This window comes from Neorhizobium galegae (genome assembly GCF_017877135.1).
GTDB classification, from domain to species: Bacteria; Pseudomonadota; Alphaproteobacteria; order Rhizobiales; family Rhizobiaceae; genus Neorhizobium; species Neorhizobium galegae_A.
In genome coordinates, this window is sequence record NZ_JAGIPH010000010.1 from 166,665 (window position 1) to 181,097 (window position 14,433).

A 14,433-nucleotide genomic window follows, 5' to 3' on the forward strand; every position below is an offset into this window, starting at 1 on the left:
GTCACACACTCCTTGTCCAGCTTGCTGCAAACAGCCGCTCCAGATCGCGGATGCTGTTGTGGTGGTCAAACTGCGTGCGCACCTTCTGCTCGGCCTTTTGCGCCAAGCTCGCGCGCAGCAGCGGATCGCCGATCATCCGCGCAAGCGCTCCAGCAAGCGCGTCGGGGGCATCGGGTGCAACCAGCAGGCTGTTTTGCGCATCCTCGAAGAGTTCGGTAATACCCGAAACGGTCGTCGATACAACCGCCAACCCTTGGCTTGCGGCCTCCACCATCACATTGGGCAGACCGTCGCGATCACCATCGGCGGTAATCCGGCAGGCGAGCGTAAAGAGATCGCTGTCGCGGTAATGCTGAAGCACCTCGCGCTGGTCGAGCGCGCCCTTCCAGGTGATGCGGCCGGCAATGCCAAGCTCCTCGGCGAGCGGTTTCAGCCGCGAAAGCTCGTCACCACCGCCGATATGGGTAAGATGCCAAGCAAGATCCGATGGCAGTTTTGCGAGCGCCTGCAACAGCACGTCATAGCCTTTTTTCGGCACGGCGCGGCCGACGCTCAGCAGCCGGACCGGGTCTTGCGGATCAGACCCATCTCGTGCTGGCCGCTCACCGCCAAAATGCGGAAAGCGGTCGAGATCAAGACCGTGATAGCTCAGATGAACATTGTTTCGCCCCCGCGATAGCCTGGTCAGCTGATCAAAGCCGACGCGGGTGCAGGTGACGGCCCAATCGGCATCGGCGAGTTTTTCCTCAAGGTCCCAGTCAGGCGAGGTCCAGATATCCTTGGCATGCGCCGAAACCGTCCAGGGAATGCCTGAGATCATGCTGGCATAGCGCGCCACGGAGGCAGGCGTGTGGATGAAATGCACATGCAGCCATCCGGCATCCGCCGGCCATTCCGCCACCAGCACGGCGGCCTGACCGAAGCGGCGAAATCGGTTGCGTGACACATCGCGGCGAAGATCCTTGAGGAAGGATCGCAACGCCGTGGAAAAGCCCGGGAGGCGCGCGACCGCCGCCAGCGCCTTCAGCACCCGAAGCGGTTCCTCGTGCAGGTATTCCGGCAGATACCAGACCCTGGCGCGGATCTCGTCATGCACCGGATGCCGCTTCTTGTCGGTCGGGCGGCGCATGGCCACCAGTTCGAGCTCGAAACCTGCCCGTTCCAGCCCCAGCAATTCCTGCGCGATGAAGGTTTCGGACAGGCGAGGATAGCCCTTCAGCAGGACCAGAATCTTCTTCATGCGAATTCAGCCCTGCGCGAGCGACAGATGGTACGAACCCTTGCGCTTGAACCAGTTGGCGACGATGCGCGAAATGGTGGGGAGACCTTCCATATGCATGCCGGGCGCACTCACCGACGGCGGATCGCGCTGCAACACATCCTTGATGGCTGCGGCAAACCTCACGGGATCGACGGACTCCTCACCCGATACCATGCTGACAAGGCCAAGCTCGCTTGCCCGCGTCGCACGGATCAGTTGCTCCTCGCGCGGCTGCGTGCGCGGAACGATGAGAGCCGGCTTGTCGAAGGAGAGGATTTCGCAATAGGTGTTGTAGCCGCCCATGGCCACGACCGCCTTTGCGCCGGCAATGCGATCTTCCATGCGGTTGTCGAACTCGATGATCTCCAGAAGCGGGTTGTTCTCGCAGGCATCCTTGAAGTGGCTGCGCTGTTCGCCGGACATGTAGGGGCCGAGCACGATCACCGCCTTGTGGGTCAGCGTCGGATCTGCCTCGTAGGCGGCAATCACGTCACGCACCAGATCGGCGCCATCGCCACCGCCGCCTGTCGTCACCAGCAGGTAATCCTCGCGGCCGGCCTGCGAGGTACTGGGCTCCAGCGAAGCCTTGCGCTGCAGGAAGCCGACGAAATTCATCTTGGAGCGCACCGAGTGCGGAATATCGATGCCGGTCAGCGGATCATAGAAATCCGGAGGCCCATAGACCCAGACATCGTCATAGAGATTGCCGATCTTGCGCAGGACATCGTTGCGCTTCCATTCCGCCTCCAGGAGGTGCGGCGCATCCATGACGTCACGCAGACCCAGCACCAGCGTCGTGCCGCGGGTCTTGAGGTAGGCAAGCGTATCCTCCACCTCGTTGCGCAGGCCAAGCGGCTCCTTGTCGATAATGAAGATGTCAGGCTCGAAGGTCTCTGCCGTATGGCGGATGATCGACTGGCGCATTTTCATGGTCTCGTGCAAATCGATATGCCGGTCCATGGACGTATATTCGCCGTTGCGCAGCTTGATGACGCTGGGGATTTTGACGAAATCCACGCGGGCGCGATAGTCGAAGGCCCCGGCGATGGTGGCGCCGGAGATAATGAGCACGTTGAGGCCGCGGTAATCCTCGACCAGCGAATGGGCAATCGTGCGGCAGCGTCTCAAATGGCCAAGCCCGAATGTATCGTGGCTGTACATCAGGATACGAGCGTTCCCAAGGCGTCTTGGCATGCTCAGTCTACTCCATCGAGTTCAGGTGCCGGACAACGCCTCCCCGCGCAATCCGTTTGGTTCTCATTTATATGGGTCTGCAGCATCCCTAAGGCCATCGCCCAGGAAATTGAAGGCAAGGATCACGAAAATGACCGGCAGGACCGGAAAAAGCAGCCAGGGATACAGTGCCAGAACACTCACCGTTCGCGCTTCCGTGAGCAGAACGCCCCAGCTGGTAATGGGGGGACGCAGCCCGAGGCCCAAGAAGCTCAGGGTCGTTTCCCCAAGGATCATGCTGGGGATGGTGAGCGTGGCGCTGGCGATCAGATGCGACAGAAAGCCGGGGATGAGGTGACGCCCGATGATGCGGGTGCTCCCCGCCCCCATCATCTGCGCCGCCAGCACATAATCCTCTTCCCGGAGCGCCAGAAGCTTGGAGCGCACCGCGCGGGCAAGTCCCGTCCAGTCGAGCAGGCCGAGGATGAAGGTGATGCCGAGATAGACAAGAAGCGGGCTCCAGTCGACCGGCAGGATGGCGGCAAGTGCCAGCCAGAGCGGAATGCTCGGGATGGATTGCAGCACCTCGATCACCCGCTGCACGACGAGATCGAACCAGCCGCCCCAGTAGCCGGCGAGCCCGCCGATCACAATGCCGAGAACGAAACTGGTCATGACGCCGAGAAGACCGATGGTGAGCGAAATGCGCGCGCCGTAAAGGATACGCGACAGGATATCGCGACCGAGCCTGTCGGTGCCCAGCCAGAAGAACTGGCTGTTTTCCGGCGGGCAGACCAGATGCAGGTCGGCATCCACCAGCCCCCAGAACTTGTAGGGTTCGCCATGGCAGAAGAAGCGCAGCGGCTGGATATCCGTCTTGTCGGGCGTATAGACCCGCTGCAGCGTCTGCATGTCGAGCCGCATGGTCTGGCCATAGACGAAGGGGCCGACAAAGCTGCCCTCATGGAAGAGGTGCACCGATTGCGGCGGCGCATAGATGAATTCGACATTGCGGGTGTGCACCTTGTAGGGCGCCAGGAATTCCACGATCACGATCATCAGATAGGCGAGAAGAAGCGCGATGCCCGAAATGAGGGCCAGCCGGTGGCGACGAAAGCGCCACCACATCAGCTTCAACTGCGAGGCCTGGTCGGCGGGCATGGTCCCGGCGGCGGCATCGTCGGCATAAGGGTCGAACGGCGTATCGCGCACGTAATGCGGCAGGATGTCGGAAGGGGTATCGGTGCGCGATGTCATTTCGTGGCTCCTCCGCGCAGGCGGATCCGTGGATCGAGAATGGCAAGCGCGATGTCGGAGATCAGCACGCCGATCACGGTGAGGAAGGCGAGGAACATCAGGAACGACCCCGCCAGATACATGTCCTGGCTCTGCAGCGCGCGGATGAGCATCGGCCCGGTGGTTTCGAGCGACAGAACGACCGCGGTGATTTCAGCGCCGGAAATAACCGCCGGCAGCACCGAACCGATATCCGAGATGAAGAAGTTGAGTGACATGCGCAGCGGATACTTGATCAGCACCTTGAACGGATGCAGGCCTTTGGCCCGCGCCGTCATCACATATTGCTTGTGCAACTCGTCGAGCAGGTTGGCGCGCACGCGGCGCACCATGCCGGCGGTTCCAGCCGTGCCGATGATGATAACCGGGATCCAGATGTGCTCGAGGATCGATGTGAACTTGTCCCAGCTCATCGGTTCGGAGAGATATTTCTGGTCCATCAGGTGCCCGATGGATGTGCCGAACCAGATATTGGCAAGATACATCAACACCAGCGCCAGCACGAAATTGGGCACCGCAAGACCGATCAGGCCAAGCAGAGTCAGGCCGTAATCGCCCCAGCTATACTGGTGGGTGGCCGAGTAGATGCCGATGGGGAAGGCCAGGAGCCAGGTGAGGATGATGGTGACGGTGGAGACCAGAACCGTCAGCCACAACCGGTCGCCCACCACGTCGGTCACCGGCATGCGGTATTCGAAGGAATAGCCGAAATCACCGGTCAGCATGCCGCCCACCCAGTGCACATAGCGGATCGGCAGCGGCTGATCGAAGCCATAGCGAGCGCGCAGCGCCTCGATTTCCTGCATGTCGGCCTTTTCGCCGATCGCCTTCAGCTCCTCGACATAGCTTTCGAAATAGTCGCCCGGCGGCAGCTCGATGATGGTGAAGATCAGCATGGAGATCAGCACCAGCGTCGGGATCATCACCATAAAGCGCCAGAGGATGTAGCGGATCATCTCACGCATCTTGATCGTACCAGAATGTGTCGGGTCTGTAGACGCCGAGATAGGACATGGGATCGAAGCCGTAGAGCCCGTCGCGCGGCATATTGCGCAGCCGCGTGGAATGCACCACCGGCTGCAGCGTGGCGTTGACGGTCCCGATGGTGAACACCTGGTCGGCGCAGAGCGCCAGCATCTCGTGCCAGACGGCGGCCCGCTCTTCCTCGGTCTCCGAATGACGCCATTTGTCCAGAAGCTCGTTGAGGCGGATTGCTTCCGGCATGTCGGGCGCCTGCCCGTCGCTGCCGCCCGAATAGGAGAAGAGACCCCAGAGCGGCCATTGCATCTGGTCGTCGCTGGTCGGCGCCAGATCCTTCGGCGACATGTCGGCAGTTGGCACGCCGTTGTCGAGGCCGGCGGAAATGGTCATCACCGTATCACCGCCCTTGACGCGGCGGCGCAAGAGCTCGCGCTGCGAGGTGCGCACGAAGATCTTGATGCCGATCTCCAGCCAATGGTCGTGGATAAGCTCGAGAATATCCGTATCGACGCTGTGCTCGCCGGTCGTTTCAACGATCAGCTTGGCGTAGCGGCCATCCGGCAGCAGGCGAAGCCCGTCGTGGCGACGGCCCGTAAGGCCCACCTCGTCCAGCAGGCGATTGGCCTGATCCGGATCGTATTTTGCCCAGGCATCGCGATACTGCGGCTTGAACAGCGGGCTCTCCGGCAAAACCGTATTGGCGCTTTCCTTGGCAAGACCGAAGAACACCGCCATGTTGATCTCGTGCCGGTTGACGGCAAGCGACAGCGCCCGGCGCACCCGAACGTCGCGCAACAGCGCGTTCCACACCGGATCCTTGCAATTGAGGTTCGGCATCAGCGCGGCGCGCGACCCCTGGATGCGCTTCCAGAGATCCACCGTGATCGGATAGCGCTGCTCGGCATTCTTGAGGAAGGTATAGTCGGCGAAATCGAGGTTGGTGAACTGCAGGTCGCTTTCACCGGTCCCGGTCTTTGCGGCAATCAGGTCCGGCGAGCTGATGTCGAAGAAGACGCGGTCGATATAGGGCAGTTGCTGCCCCTTTTCGTCCACCCGGTGATAGTAGGGATTGCGCTCGAAAACGAAACGTCCGGCCGGCGGCGGGGTGATATTGCGCCAGGCATCGAGCGAGGGAAGGTCCGGATTTTCCGGACGCACCGTGCGCGACAGCTTCTGGTGCAGGGCCACCCAGTCCTCCACCCGGTTCTTGGCGATGTGGCCCTTGAGCTTTTCCGCCGTCTGATAGGTCGGATGGAATTCCTTCAGATAAGCGGCCGGCATCATCAGGCGCAGCGGCGACGGCGAGGCGATGTCGGTGAGGAAATCGGGATTAGGCTCATCCCAGCTGTAGCGTACGGTCAGCGCATCCAGGACCTCGAAGCGCGGCGCCTTGCCGTTGATCTTCAGGCTGGACGGAATGCCGCCGCGATAAAGCTCCTTGTTGAGGAACATGTCCTCCCAGACATAGCGAAAATCCTCGGACGTAAACAGGCTGCCGTCCGACCAGCGGTGGCCTTCGCGCAGCTTGAAGGTGAAGATGCGTTCGCGCTCCACATGGAAGCTTTCCAGAAGATCCGGCTCCATCGCGAACTTCTCGTTATAGCCGATCAGCCGCGCATAGGAGATGATGGGCATGTAGCGGATGTCGCGCTGACCGCCGATCAGGATGCGCAAGGTGCCGCCCGGCCTGCCGATGGCCTTGCCTTCACCGGCGACTGTGATCACGCGGGGGTTCTTCGGCAGGCGTTCGGCAAGAGACGGCAGTGCTGCGGTCGCGGCGTCTTCTGCGGGCGTGGAGGCGGCGAACGCTGCGCCGAGCATGGAATGCGGCAGAAGCGTGCCGCCCAGAAGCGCCATTGCCTGTCTGCGTGTGATCATGCCCGCAACTCCCGCGCATCGACATCCCGGCGGGCCAGCACGAAATGGCCGTCACCCAGATCGGCATGGGTGAGGTCGTCGCCCTCGTCCTCGCTGACGAACTGGCGGGCCCACAGCTTGCGGGCGGCAGCGCTTGGCTGGCCAATGGCCTCGAAATCCAGCGGATGGTCGAGGTTTGGCATCGGAACCGCCGCCAAAAGCTTCTTGGTATAGGGGTGCACGGGGTGGCGCATGATGACGTCGCAGGGGGCGATTTCGACGATCCGTCCGGCATACATCACGGCCACGCGGTCTGCCATGTAGTTCACCACGGCCAGATTGTGCGAGATGAACAGGTAGGTGAGGCCAAGGTCGCGCTTCAGGTCCTTCATCAGGTTGAGGATCTGGGCCTGGATGGACACATCGAGCGCCGAGACCGGCTCGTCGCAGATGAGAAGATCAGGCCCCAGCGCAAGCGCGCGGGCGATGCCGATGCGCTGGCGCTGACCGCCGGAAAAACTGTGCGGATAACGGCTGATCGAATTCTCCGGCAGGCCGATGGCGTTGACGAGGCGAAGCGTTGCATCGAGCCGCGCCTGCGCATTGCCGCGCCTGTGGATTTCAAGCGGCTCGCTGATGATGTTACGCACCGTCATGCGGGGCGAAAGAGACGAGACCGGATCCTGGAACACCATCTGGATGCGGGTGCGCAGGATATCGAGTTCATCCCCTTGCGCCTTCAGCACATCGATCGGCTTGCCTTCGCCGCTGAAGACGATCTGGCCGGCGTCCGGCGCCACGCCGCGCATCAGGATCTTGCTGAGCGTGGTCTTACCGCAGCCGCTTTCGCCGACGAGGCCGAGGGTCTCGCCGCGGCGGATCTCGAAGGAGACATCGTTGACGGCAAGGGTCGGCGGTGGCGGTCGCATGCCAAAGCCGCCGCCGCGCTTGGAGGAAAAGGATTTCGAGACCCCGCGCACGCTGAGCAGCACGTCCGGCAGGGCAGCCGTGCCGCGGGCCTTCTTGTCGATCAGCCCCTCGGCATGCACCTTGATCTCGCGCAGCGGCTTTAGCCGCTTGTCGCGCGGCAGATCGAAATCGGGCACGGCCGCCATCAGGCCCTTGGTGTAGGGATGTTGCGCATGGCGGAAGATCGCCTCGACGGGACCGGATTCCATCACCTCGCCGCGATAGACCACCACCACCTCGTCGGCCATGCTGGCGACGACCCCGAGATCATGGGTAATCAGGAGCATGGCCATGCCGAGCTTCGACTGCAGATCACGCAAAAGCTTCAGGATCTGCGCCTGGATGGTGACGTCAAGCGCCGTTGTCGGCTCGTCAGCGATCAGGAGCGACGGCTTGCAGATCAGCGCCATGGCAATCATCGCACGCTGGCGCATGCCGCCCGACAGCTCGAACGGATACATTTCGAAGGCCCGGGCCGGATCGGCAAAGCCGACCAGCCCCAGCATTTCACGACAGCGTTCCAGCCGTTCCGATGGCGACAGGACGGTGTGGACGCGCAGCACTTCCTCGATCTGGTTGCCGACGGTGTGCATGGGCGAGAACGAGGTCATCGGCTCCTGGAAGATCATCCCGATGCGATTGCCGCGGATCGCCCGGATCTGGCGCCCGTCATGCGGCAGCGACAGGAGATCGTGAGTCTCGCCCGTATCAGGGTCGTGAAACAGCACACGGCCCGAAATGCGCGCCGTCGCCGCCTCGATGCCCATCACCGAACGGCCAAGGACCGATTTTCCTGACCCTGACTCCCCCACCAGTGCGGTGACCTTGCCCGGACGAATCCGCATGGAGATGGTCTTGACGGCATCGATGCTACCACCCCACATGGGGAAGGAGACAGACAGACCATCGATGTGGAGCAGATCTGCACGGTCAGTCATGCACTATGATTCCCGGAAGCCTTGTGGCGCAATTGCCAAAGGCGCGTTCCCATTGTTGTTTTCATCAACCGTATCTCAGCATATTGCCTGTGTCCATGTTCAACACCGACAACATCGTAACCTTGTCTGGCCTGTGGATCTGCCGCAAAAACCGTTTCGGGAAGATGACAGTTCCCGAATAAATCGGGGAAAGGCTTGAACGTTTCTGCCGAATTATACCAAGTGTCGATGATAGAGTCCTATAGGACAGGCTTATCGAGTTTTCTGGCTCGGAGAGGTTTGCAGAGCGATGCTTTCGCATCCGTCAAGAACCTCGACAACGCCAGAAAGCTCGATAAGCCTGCCGACGGTGGGTCACGACCGGTCCCTGCCGTCGTTGCGGCGCTTGCCCGATGCGACAGCATCGCGCTGCGCACCGCGCCTAGCCAGAAACCGGTCGTGACCCATCCTATAGGTTCCTATCACCGACACTTGGTATAAGGCCAACCGTTGCCGGCCGGTCTCCGATTGATCATGAAACAGGTGAAAATGTCCAAGAGCGATATGACCATGAGCCCGCGCGCGGACGTGAAGGCGGTGCGCGCCCTGATCGAGAGCGGTGCGCATGAGGAGGCACGGCTGCGGCTCGAGGCGCTTTCACACGACGAAGCGGTCATGAGCGACCCCGCTCTCGGCTCCAAAACAGTGCTCGGCTATCCGCGAAAGCTGCATGCAGCCTGGCTGAAGCTTGCCAAGGCAGAAGGCAGAGTGGTGGAACGGCTGGGTCTGCAGCATACGCTGGTGCCGCCGCCCGCGCTGCTCTCCCCCCTCACCCGGTTCGAGGGCGAAGAGAGGCGCCGGATGAACGCTCTCAACCGTGAGCCCGTGCCGCGCGTGCTGCACCAGATCTGGCTGGGCAAGCTTGGTCTTCCTCCCGCTGTCGAGGCCTGGCGCACCCATGCGGAGAAAAACGGCCTTGAATACCGCCTCTGGCGGGAGAGCGATCTTCAGGTGCTCGGCGTCGAAAGCCACCCGGCCTTTGAGCGCATGATGGCGGAAGGCGACTTTCCGGGCGCCGTCGATATCGCCCGCTATTTCGTGCTGCTGGCCGAAGGCGGCATCTATCTGGATTGCGACTGGTATCCGGCCCGCGACGATCTGAGCTTTGCTGATATCCTGCCGCTGACGGGGCTTTCGGCGCTTGCCGAAGACACGCCGCGCGAGACGGGCATGGGCAGCCTGCTGCTCACCAATTCCTTCATTGCAACACCGGCCGGCCACCAGGTCTTCAAGCGTCTCCTCGACATTCTGCCAGAGGTCACGCAGCTCTTGCCCGAAGGACCGGCCTGGTGGTCGACCGGACCGCTGGTGATGACGCTTCTCTTTCGCGGAACGACATTTTCCGTGCCGGATTCAGGCTTTGTCGCCGCCAATCTTGCCCGTCGTGCCCCCCTCTCGGAGGTGGAGGACGCAAGGCGGCAAGCACTGGCGCAGGATGGCGGCCTGCTGATCGGCTGGAAATCCTGGTGATCGTCAAGCGCTGAGGATCTCGGCAGAATGCCGCCAGCGGCAGGCCGGATGGCTGGCCGTCAGCGCAAAAAGCTGTTCCAGAAAATCCCAGGCCGCCGCATCATGCACGAGATGGTGCGTGAGGATGCCGATGGGGCGCATCGGCTCTTCACCGGCGAGATATGACAGCAGCTCGGCAAACAGGGCCTCGGCCGGCTTTCCGCCATGGCTGCCATGCCAGTCCATGATGTCCACATGCGTGTTGAGAAGGGCAAGCGGCGCCGATTTTTCGCGGCCGAACACCGAAAGCGACGTAAAGCCAATCGCCGGCAGCCGGTCAACAATGGCCGGTGCAATGCGGTTCCACGGCGGAACAAGCATGGGCAGAAACTGCGCCGGGTAAAGCTCCCGCAACTTTTCAAATCCTGCCTGCAATTCGTCGGTCACGCTTTCAAGCGGACGATCAAGGCCAAGCTCCTGTTTCTTGGCGGGAGGTACCGCATAGCTGCGATGCGACCAGCCATGCACGGCAACACGTGCAAGCGGCACCGATGCCAGTCGCCTAGCAAGCGCCTCCCCGGTCTCCTCAGGGATGACAGCAAGCGTCAGCGGCACCTCATGCGCACTCGTCAGCATCAGCAGCCGGTCAAGGGCTGGTGTGGGCGTCACCGCATCGTCGTCGCGCAGCCAGAACGTCACCGTCCTGCCCTCGTCTGCCAACCGGTCCAGATGATCCTTCACAGCGTTCCGGCTCATGGGCTTTCTTTCATGCTGGTTTCAAGGATCTGGTGCAGGCGAAGCGATGCCGCAGACAGGGACCGCTCCTCCGCCACGAAGCGACGGGCATTCGTGGCCAGTCTCTGGCGTTCCGGCTCATCGGTCAGCAGGGCGCGGATGGCATCGGCATAGGCCTCTGCATCTCCGGGCGGAGTCAGCAGGCCGGTTCGGCCATTGTCCACCACTTCCGGCACGCCCGCGACGTTTTCGGCAATGACCGGAAGCCCCGCGGCCTGCGCTTCGAGATAGGCAAGACCATAGGCCTCGCCATGGCCCGGCCAGAGATAGATGGCGCCCCGCGACAGGTATTCGGCCACCTCGCCCGGTTCCTTCTGGCCGACAAACCGGACACGTCCGGGCGGCAGCGCAGCGCCGAAGGCCTGCTCCACTTCCGCCCGCGCCGGCCCGTCGCCGATGATGGTGAGCGTCCAGTCAAGATCGCAAAGTCGATGAAGCGCCTCTGCAAGGGCGGTATAGCTGCTCAGCTTGTCGCCCGGACGCATCATCGCAACCGTCATCAGATGGCGAGGCTCCGGCCGCGGCTTTTCGGCCAGAAACGGTGCGGGATCGACAAACGGTGACAGCCGCGCGAAGCGGGCAGCCGGCGCCACGTCCAGCAGGCCCTGATGATCCCGCTGTGTGAGGCAGATATTCACGCGCGCCTGACGAATGCCGGAGAGCACCATCTCCTGCGACAGCGCCCAGCCGCCGATATTGCGCCGCCTGGAATAGGAGGATTCGGCGGTCACATAGGGCAGCGAAAATTGCCGGCAGAGTTCCAGACCCAAAAGATCCGGTGCCTTGTAATAGGGGTGGTAACAGAACCAGAGATCCGGCAGTCCCTTCGACCGCCACGCAACCGCGATCCGCTCGCGCTCCGCCTCCGCGATCATCTTCTGGTCATCCGGCACGTCGGGCGTTGCGGAAAAGGACCGGAACTCCGACACCCTCTTCACATCATGCCCCGCGAGCGTCAGAGCGCTCAGGATTTGCCGCGCCATCAGACGGTCGCCGGAGGGGACCGGATGGTTGGGAGATTTGAGCGGCGCGTAAAAGGCAATCTTCATCTCTGCGAGATGGCGCAAGCTGCCCGCCGTTTGCAAGGCACCGGTCCAAGATTTTTTGTCATGACAGGCGCTTCGCCCTCGGCTGATCACGCAAAGCGCGAGCCGTGTTGATCACGCCGCGCGCGCCCTCACCTTGACAGGTCCGCCGTTGCGCCTCACTTGAAGCAGCCGAACAGTCGCGCCCAGCGGAGAGGCATCAGGTGGATCACACAGCAATGCAAAAACCGGATCTTCTTTCAGCCATCGTTGCGAAAACCGCAAAAGCGGGTGTCATCGGGCTCGGCTATGTCGGCCTGCCCCTGGCGATTAGCATGTCCCGCGCCGGCTTCTCCGTGCTCGGCTTCGATATCGATCCCCAGAAGATCACCCATATCGAAGCCCATAAGAGCTATATCGATGCCGTGCCGGATGCGGTGCTTGCCGCAGAACATGGTGCCGGGCGGTTCGCGGCGACGTGCGATTTCGATCGCCTCGCCGAATGCGACGTGATTGCCATCTGCGTGCCCACACCGCTCACCCGCCACCGCGATCCGGACCTCTCCTTTGTCGAAAACACCTGCCGCGACATCGCCGCGCGGCTGAGACCCGGCCAGTTGATCGTGCTGGAATCCACCACCTATCCCGGCACGACCGACGAGGTGATGAAGCCGATCCTGGAGAAGACCGGTCTTTCCTGCGGCGTCGACTTCTTCCTCGGCTATTCGCCCGAGCGCGAGGATCCGGGCAACCGCGATTTCGAGACGTCCACCATCCCGAAGGTCGTGGCCGGTGACGGTGAGCAGGCGCTTGCGATGATGAAGGCGTTTTACGGGGCCGTGGTCAAGACCATCGTACCCGTCTCCAGCCTTCGCACGGCAGAAGCCGTGAAGCTCACCGAAAACATCTTTCGCGCCGTCAATATCGCGCTCGTCAACGAGTTGAAGCTTGTCTACGACGCCATGGGCATCGACGTCTGGGACGTGATCGATGCGGCAAAGACCAAGCCCTTCGGCTATATGCCGTTTTACCCGGGCCCGGGCCTTGGCGGCCACTGCATTCCGATCGATCCCTTCTATCTCACGTGGAAATCGCGTGAATTCGAACAGCCGACCCGCTTCATCGAGCTGGCCGGCGAGATCAATACGGCAATGCCCCGCCATGTGGTGGAAAAGCTGGCCGAAGCGCTGGATCGCCGGCTTGGCAAGGCGCTCAGCCGCTCGCGCGTGCTGATCCTTGGCCTCGCCTACAAGAAGAACGTGCCGGACATTCGCGAAAGCCCCTCGCTGCGGCTGATGGAAATCCTGCTGGAGCGCGGCGCAGACGTGGCCTACCACGATCCCTTTCTCGACGAGGTGCCGCGCACCCGCGAATATGGCCACCTGATGGGCCGCCGGTCGGTGGCGCTAACCCCGGAGGCGATAGTGGGCTTTGACGCGGTCGTCATCGCGACCGATCACGATCCCGTCGATTATGCAGCGCTCGAACAATCGTCAGCACTGATCATCGACACACGCAATGTGTATGCCCGGCGCGGCATCTCATCGGACAAGGTCGTCAAGGCTTGAAGCAGCAAAAGGCAGGGAGACGAGCGTGAGCAGGCTCGACAGTTTCATCAACCGCATGAGCGCGCAGCGGGACCTATTAAACCACGTGCGCGACCATGGCGATCTGCCGGAAGAAGGCCCGGTCTTCGAGATCGGGCTTGGCAATGGCCGCACCTTCAGCCATCTGCGCGAATGTTTCGGCGGCCGGCGGATCATCGCCTTTGATCGCAAGCTGGCCTCGCATGCCTCTGCCACGCCCGAACCTGAGAATTTCGTCGAGGGGGAAATCCGCGAAACCGGGCAGGCCTTTGTCGGAAAGAATGCCGCCCTCGTCCATGCCGATATCGGCACCGGCTATCCGGACGTCGATGCCGTGACGCTGACATGGCTGCCGCAAATGGTGGCGGGCATGCTGGCACCGGGCGGCGTTGCCGTGAGCGGGCTGCCGCTGGACCATGCGGACCTTCAGCCCTTGCCGCGGCTGGAAAGCATTCAGGAAGGTCGATATTTTCACTATCGCCGACGCTGATCGCGGCGGAAGCGGCAAAGGTGGCTCGGAGAGACCCTCAGGACAGGCTCAATCGACGCGTTCGGGCAGCTTGGCGAGCGCAAGGCCCGGGATCTTGGCCAACGCCTGTCCGGGTGCGCGGGCTGCATCGCGAATGGTTTCGGCCATCGACCGGCTGATCTGGAAGCTGACCTGCGGATTGTGGGAGACGACCTTCAGGAAGCAATCGCGCGAAATGCGCAGCGCTTCCAGCGGTTCCGTCACGCGGGCGGTCGCACCCCGCGGCGCCTCTGAAAGCAGGCACATTTCACCAACCATGGAATGGGCATGGGCTTCGCCCACCTTCTTCTCCCCTGCGACCGTATCGACCACAAGATCCGCTTTTCCGCGCAGGAGCACATAGGCCGCATCGCTGCTGTCGCCCTGGCGGAACATCACCTGGCCAGCATCATAGCAGACGCGATCCGATGCAAACGCCAGCAGTTTCAGCTTGCAGGCATCGACCTTGCTGAAATAGGGCAGTTTCTGCAGAAGCTTCACTTCGTCGTTGAGCAACATGGAGGTCCACTTATCTCCCCTCCGCACAGCAACGTCA

At 62.1% G+C, this 14,433-nt stretch carries 12 protein-coding genes; 3 read left to right on the top strand and 9 right to left on the bottom strand.

Translation table 11 applies throughout. From position 1 onward, the window contains the following. Position 1 precedes the first annotated feature (1 nt). The 6 genes from J2858_RS22150 to J2858_RS22175 form a co-directional block, all read right to left on the bottom strand. Positions 2 to 1,240: a glycosyltransferase family 4 protein gene (locus J2858_RS22150; protein ID WP_210107036.1), complete on the bottom strand. Its 1,239-nt coding sequence runs from the start codon at positions 1,238 to 1,240 to the stop codon at positions 2 to 4. 6 nt (positions 1,241 to 1,246) lie between these two features. Next, positions 1,247 to 2,455 carry a glycosyltransferase family protein gene (locus J2858_RS22155; protein ID WP_210107037.1) on the bottom strand — a complete coding sequence of 403 codons (1,209 nt, stop codon included), beginning with the start codon at positions 2,453 to 2,455 and terminating at the stop codon, positions 1,247 to 1,249. A gap of 63 nt (positions 2,456 to 2,518) precedes the next feature. Continuing rightward, positions 2,519 to 3,691 (bottom strand): ABC transporter permease, encoded by a 1,173-nt coding sequence (locus J2858_RS22160; protein ID WP_210107038.1) that lies wholly within the window; start codon positions 3,689 to 3,691, stop codon positions 2,519 to 2,521. Continuing rightward, complete coding sequence (locus J2858_RS22165) at positions 3,688 to 4,686, bottom strand: ABC transporter permease (protein ID WP_210107039.1); 999 nt, start codon at positions 4,684 to 4,686, stop codon at positions 3,688 to 3,690. Before J2858_RS22165 ends, J2858_RS22160 begins: the two co-directional genes overlap by 4 nt. Position 4,687: 1 nt before the next feature. After that, on the bottom strand, positions 4,688 to 6,589 hold the full coding sequence (locus J2858_RS22170) for an ABC transporter substrate-binding protein (protein WP_210107040.1): 1,902 nt from the start codon (positions 6,587 to 6,589) through the stop codon (positions 4,688 to 4,690). After that, complete coding sequence (locus J2858_RS22175) at positions 6,586 to 8,475, bottom strand: ABC transporter ATP-binding protein (protein WP_210107041.1); 1,890 nt, start codon at positions 8,473 to 8,475, stop codon at positions 6,586 to 6,588. The genes J2858_RS22170 and J2858_RS22175 overlap by 4 nt, the downstream gene beginning before the upstream one ends. A 528-nt stretch (positions 8,476 to 9,003) precedes the next feature. On the opposite strand from J2858_RS22175, the gene J2858_RS22180 reads away from it, so the two are divergent. Beyond that, positions 9,004 to 9,984 (top strand): glycosyltransferase family 32 protein, encoded by a 981-nt coding sequence (locus J2858_RS22180; protein WP_245367002.1) that lies wholly within the window; start codon positions 9,004 to 9,006, stop codon positions 9,982 to 9,984. 3 nt (positions 9,985 to 9,987) lie between these two features. Here the strand turns inward: J2858_RS22180 and J2858_RS22185 are convergent, their stop codons facing one another. Together J2858_RS22185 and J2858_RS22190 are read right to left on the bottom strand one after the other, a co-directional pair. Then, positions 9,988 to 10,719: a polysaccharide deacetylase family protein gene (locus J2858_RS22185; RefSeq protein WP_210107042.1), complete on the bottom strand. Its 732-nt coding sequence runs from the start codon at positions 10,717 to 10,719 to the stop codon at positions 9,988 to 9,990. Further along, complete coding sequence (locus J2858_RS22190) at positions 10,716 to 11,807, bottom strand: glycosyltransferase family 4 protein (protein ID WP_210107077.1); 1,092 nt, start codon at positions 11,805 to 11,807, stop codon at positions 10,716 to 10,718. The genes J2858_RS22185 and J2858_RS22190 overlap by 4 nt, the downstream gene beginning before the upstream one ends. 215 nt (positions 11,808 to 12,022) lie before the next feature. Between J2858_RS22190 and J2858_RS22195 the strand changes: the two genes are divergently transcribed. Together J2858_RS22195 and J2858_RS22200 are read left to right on the top strand one after the other, a co-directional pair. Then, complete coding sequence (locus tag J2858_RS22195) at positions 12,023 to 13,351, top strand: nucleotide sugar dehydrogenase (RefSeq protein ID WP_210107043.1); 1,329 nt, start codon at positions 12,023 to 12,025, stop codon at positions 13,349 to 13,351. Between the two features lie 25 nt (positions 13,352 to 13,376). Next, positions 13,377 to 13,859 carry a class I SAM-dependent methyltransferase gene (locus J2858_RS22200; RefSeq protein ID WP_210107044.1) on the top strand — a complete coding sequence of 161 codons (483 nt, stop codon included), beginning with the start codon at positions 13,377 to 13,379 and terminating at the stop codon, positions 13,857 to 13,859. 48 nt (positions 13,860 to 13,907) lie between these two features. Here the strand turns inward: J2858_RS22200 and J2858_RS22205 are convergent, their stop codons facing one another. Continuing rightward, a complete protein-coding gene (locus J2858_RS22205; protein ID WP_210107045.1) occupies positions 13,908 to 14,396 on the bottom strand; it encodes a cyclic nucleotide-binding domain-containing protein in 489 nt (162 codons plus the stop codon). Between the last annotated feature and the right edge of the window lie 37 nt (positions 14,397 to 14,433).

What these genes read in the sequence shown, in the direction of transcription:
- J2858_RS22195 (WP_210107043.1), top strand. Translation starts at nt 12,023, where the DNA reads ATGCAAAAACCGGATCTTCTTTCAGCCATCGTTGCGAAAACCGCAAAA.
- J2858_RS22175 (WP_210107041.1), bottom strand. Translation starts at nt 8,475, where the DNA reads ATGACTGACCGTGCAGATCTGCTCCACATCGATGGTCTGTCTGTCTCC.
- J2858_RS22150 (WP_210107036.1), bottom strand. Translation starts at nt 1,240, where the DNA reads ATGAAGAAGATTCTGGTCCTGCTGAAGGGCTATCCTCGCCTGTCCGAA.
- J2858_RS22180 (WP_245367002.1), top strand. Translation starts at nt 9,004, where the DNA reads ATGTCCAAGAGCGATATGACCATGAGCCCGCGCGCGGACGTGAAGGCG.
- J2858_RS22190 (WP_210107077.1), bottom strand. Translation starts at nt 11,807, where the DNA reads ATGAAGATTGCCTTTTACGCGCCGCTCAAATCTCCCAACCATCCGGTC.
- J2858_RS22170 (WP_210107040.1), bottom strand. Translation starts at nt 6,589, where the DNA reads ATGATCACACGCAGACAGGCAATGGCGCTTCTGGGCGGCACGCTTCTG.
- J2858_RS22165 (WP_210107039.1), bottom strand. Translation starts at nt 4,686, where the DNA reads ATGATCCGCTACATCCTCTGGCGCTTTATGGTGATGATCCCGACGCTG.
- J2858_RS22155 (WP_210107037.1), bottom strand. Translation starts at nt 2,455, where the DNA reads ATGCCAAGACGCCTTGGGAACGCTCGTATCCTGATGTACAGCCACGAT.
- J2858_RS22185 (WP_210107042.1), bottom strand. Translation starts at nt 10,719, where the DNA reads ATGAGCCGGAACGCTGTGAAGGATCATCTGGACCGGTTGGCAGACGAG.
- J2858_RS22205 (WP_210107045.1), bottom strand. Translation starts at nt 14,396, where the DNA reads ATGTTGCTCAACGACGAAGTGAAGCTTCTGCAGAAACTGCCCTATTTC.
- J2858_RS22160 (WP_210107038.1), bottom strand. Translation starts at nt 3,691, where the DNA reads ATGACATCGCGCACCGATACCCCTTCCGACATCCTGCCGCATTACGTG.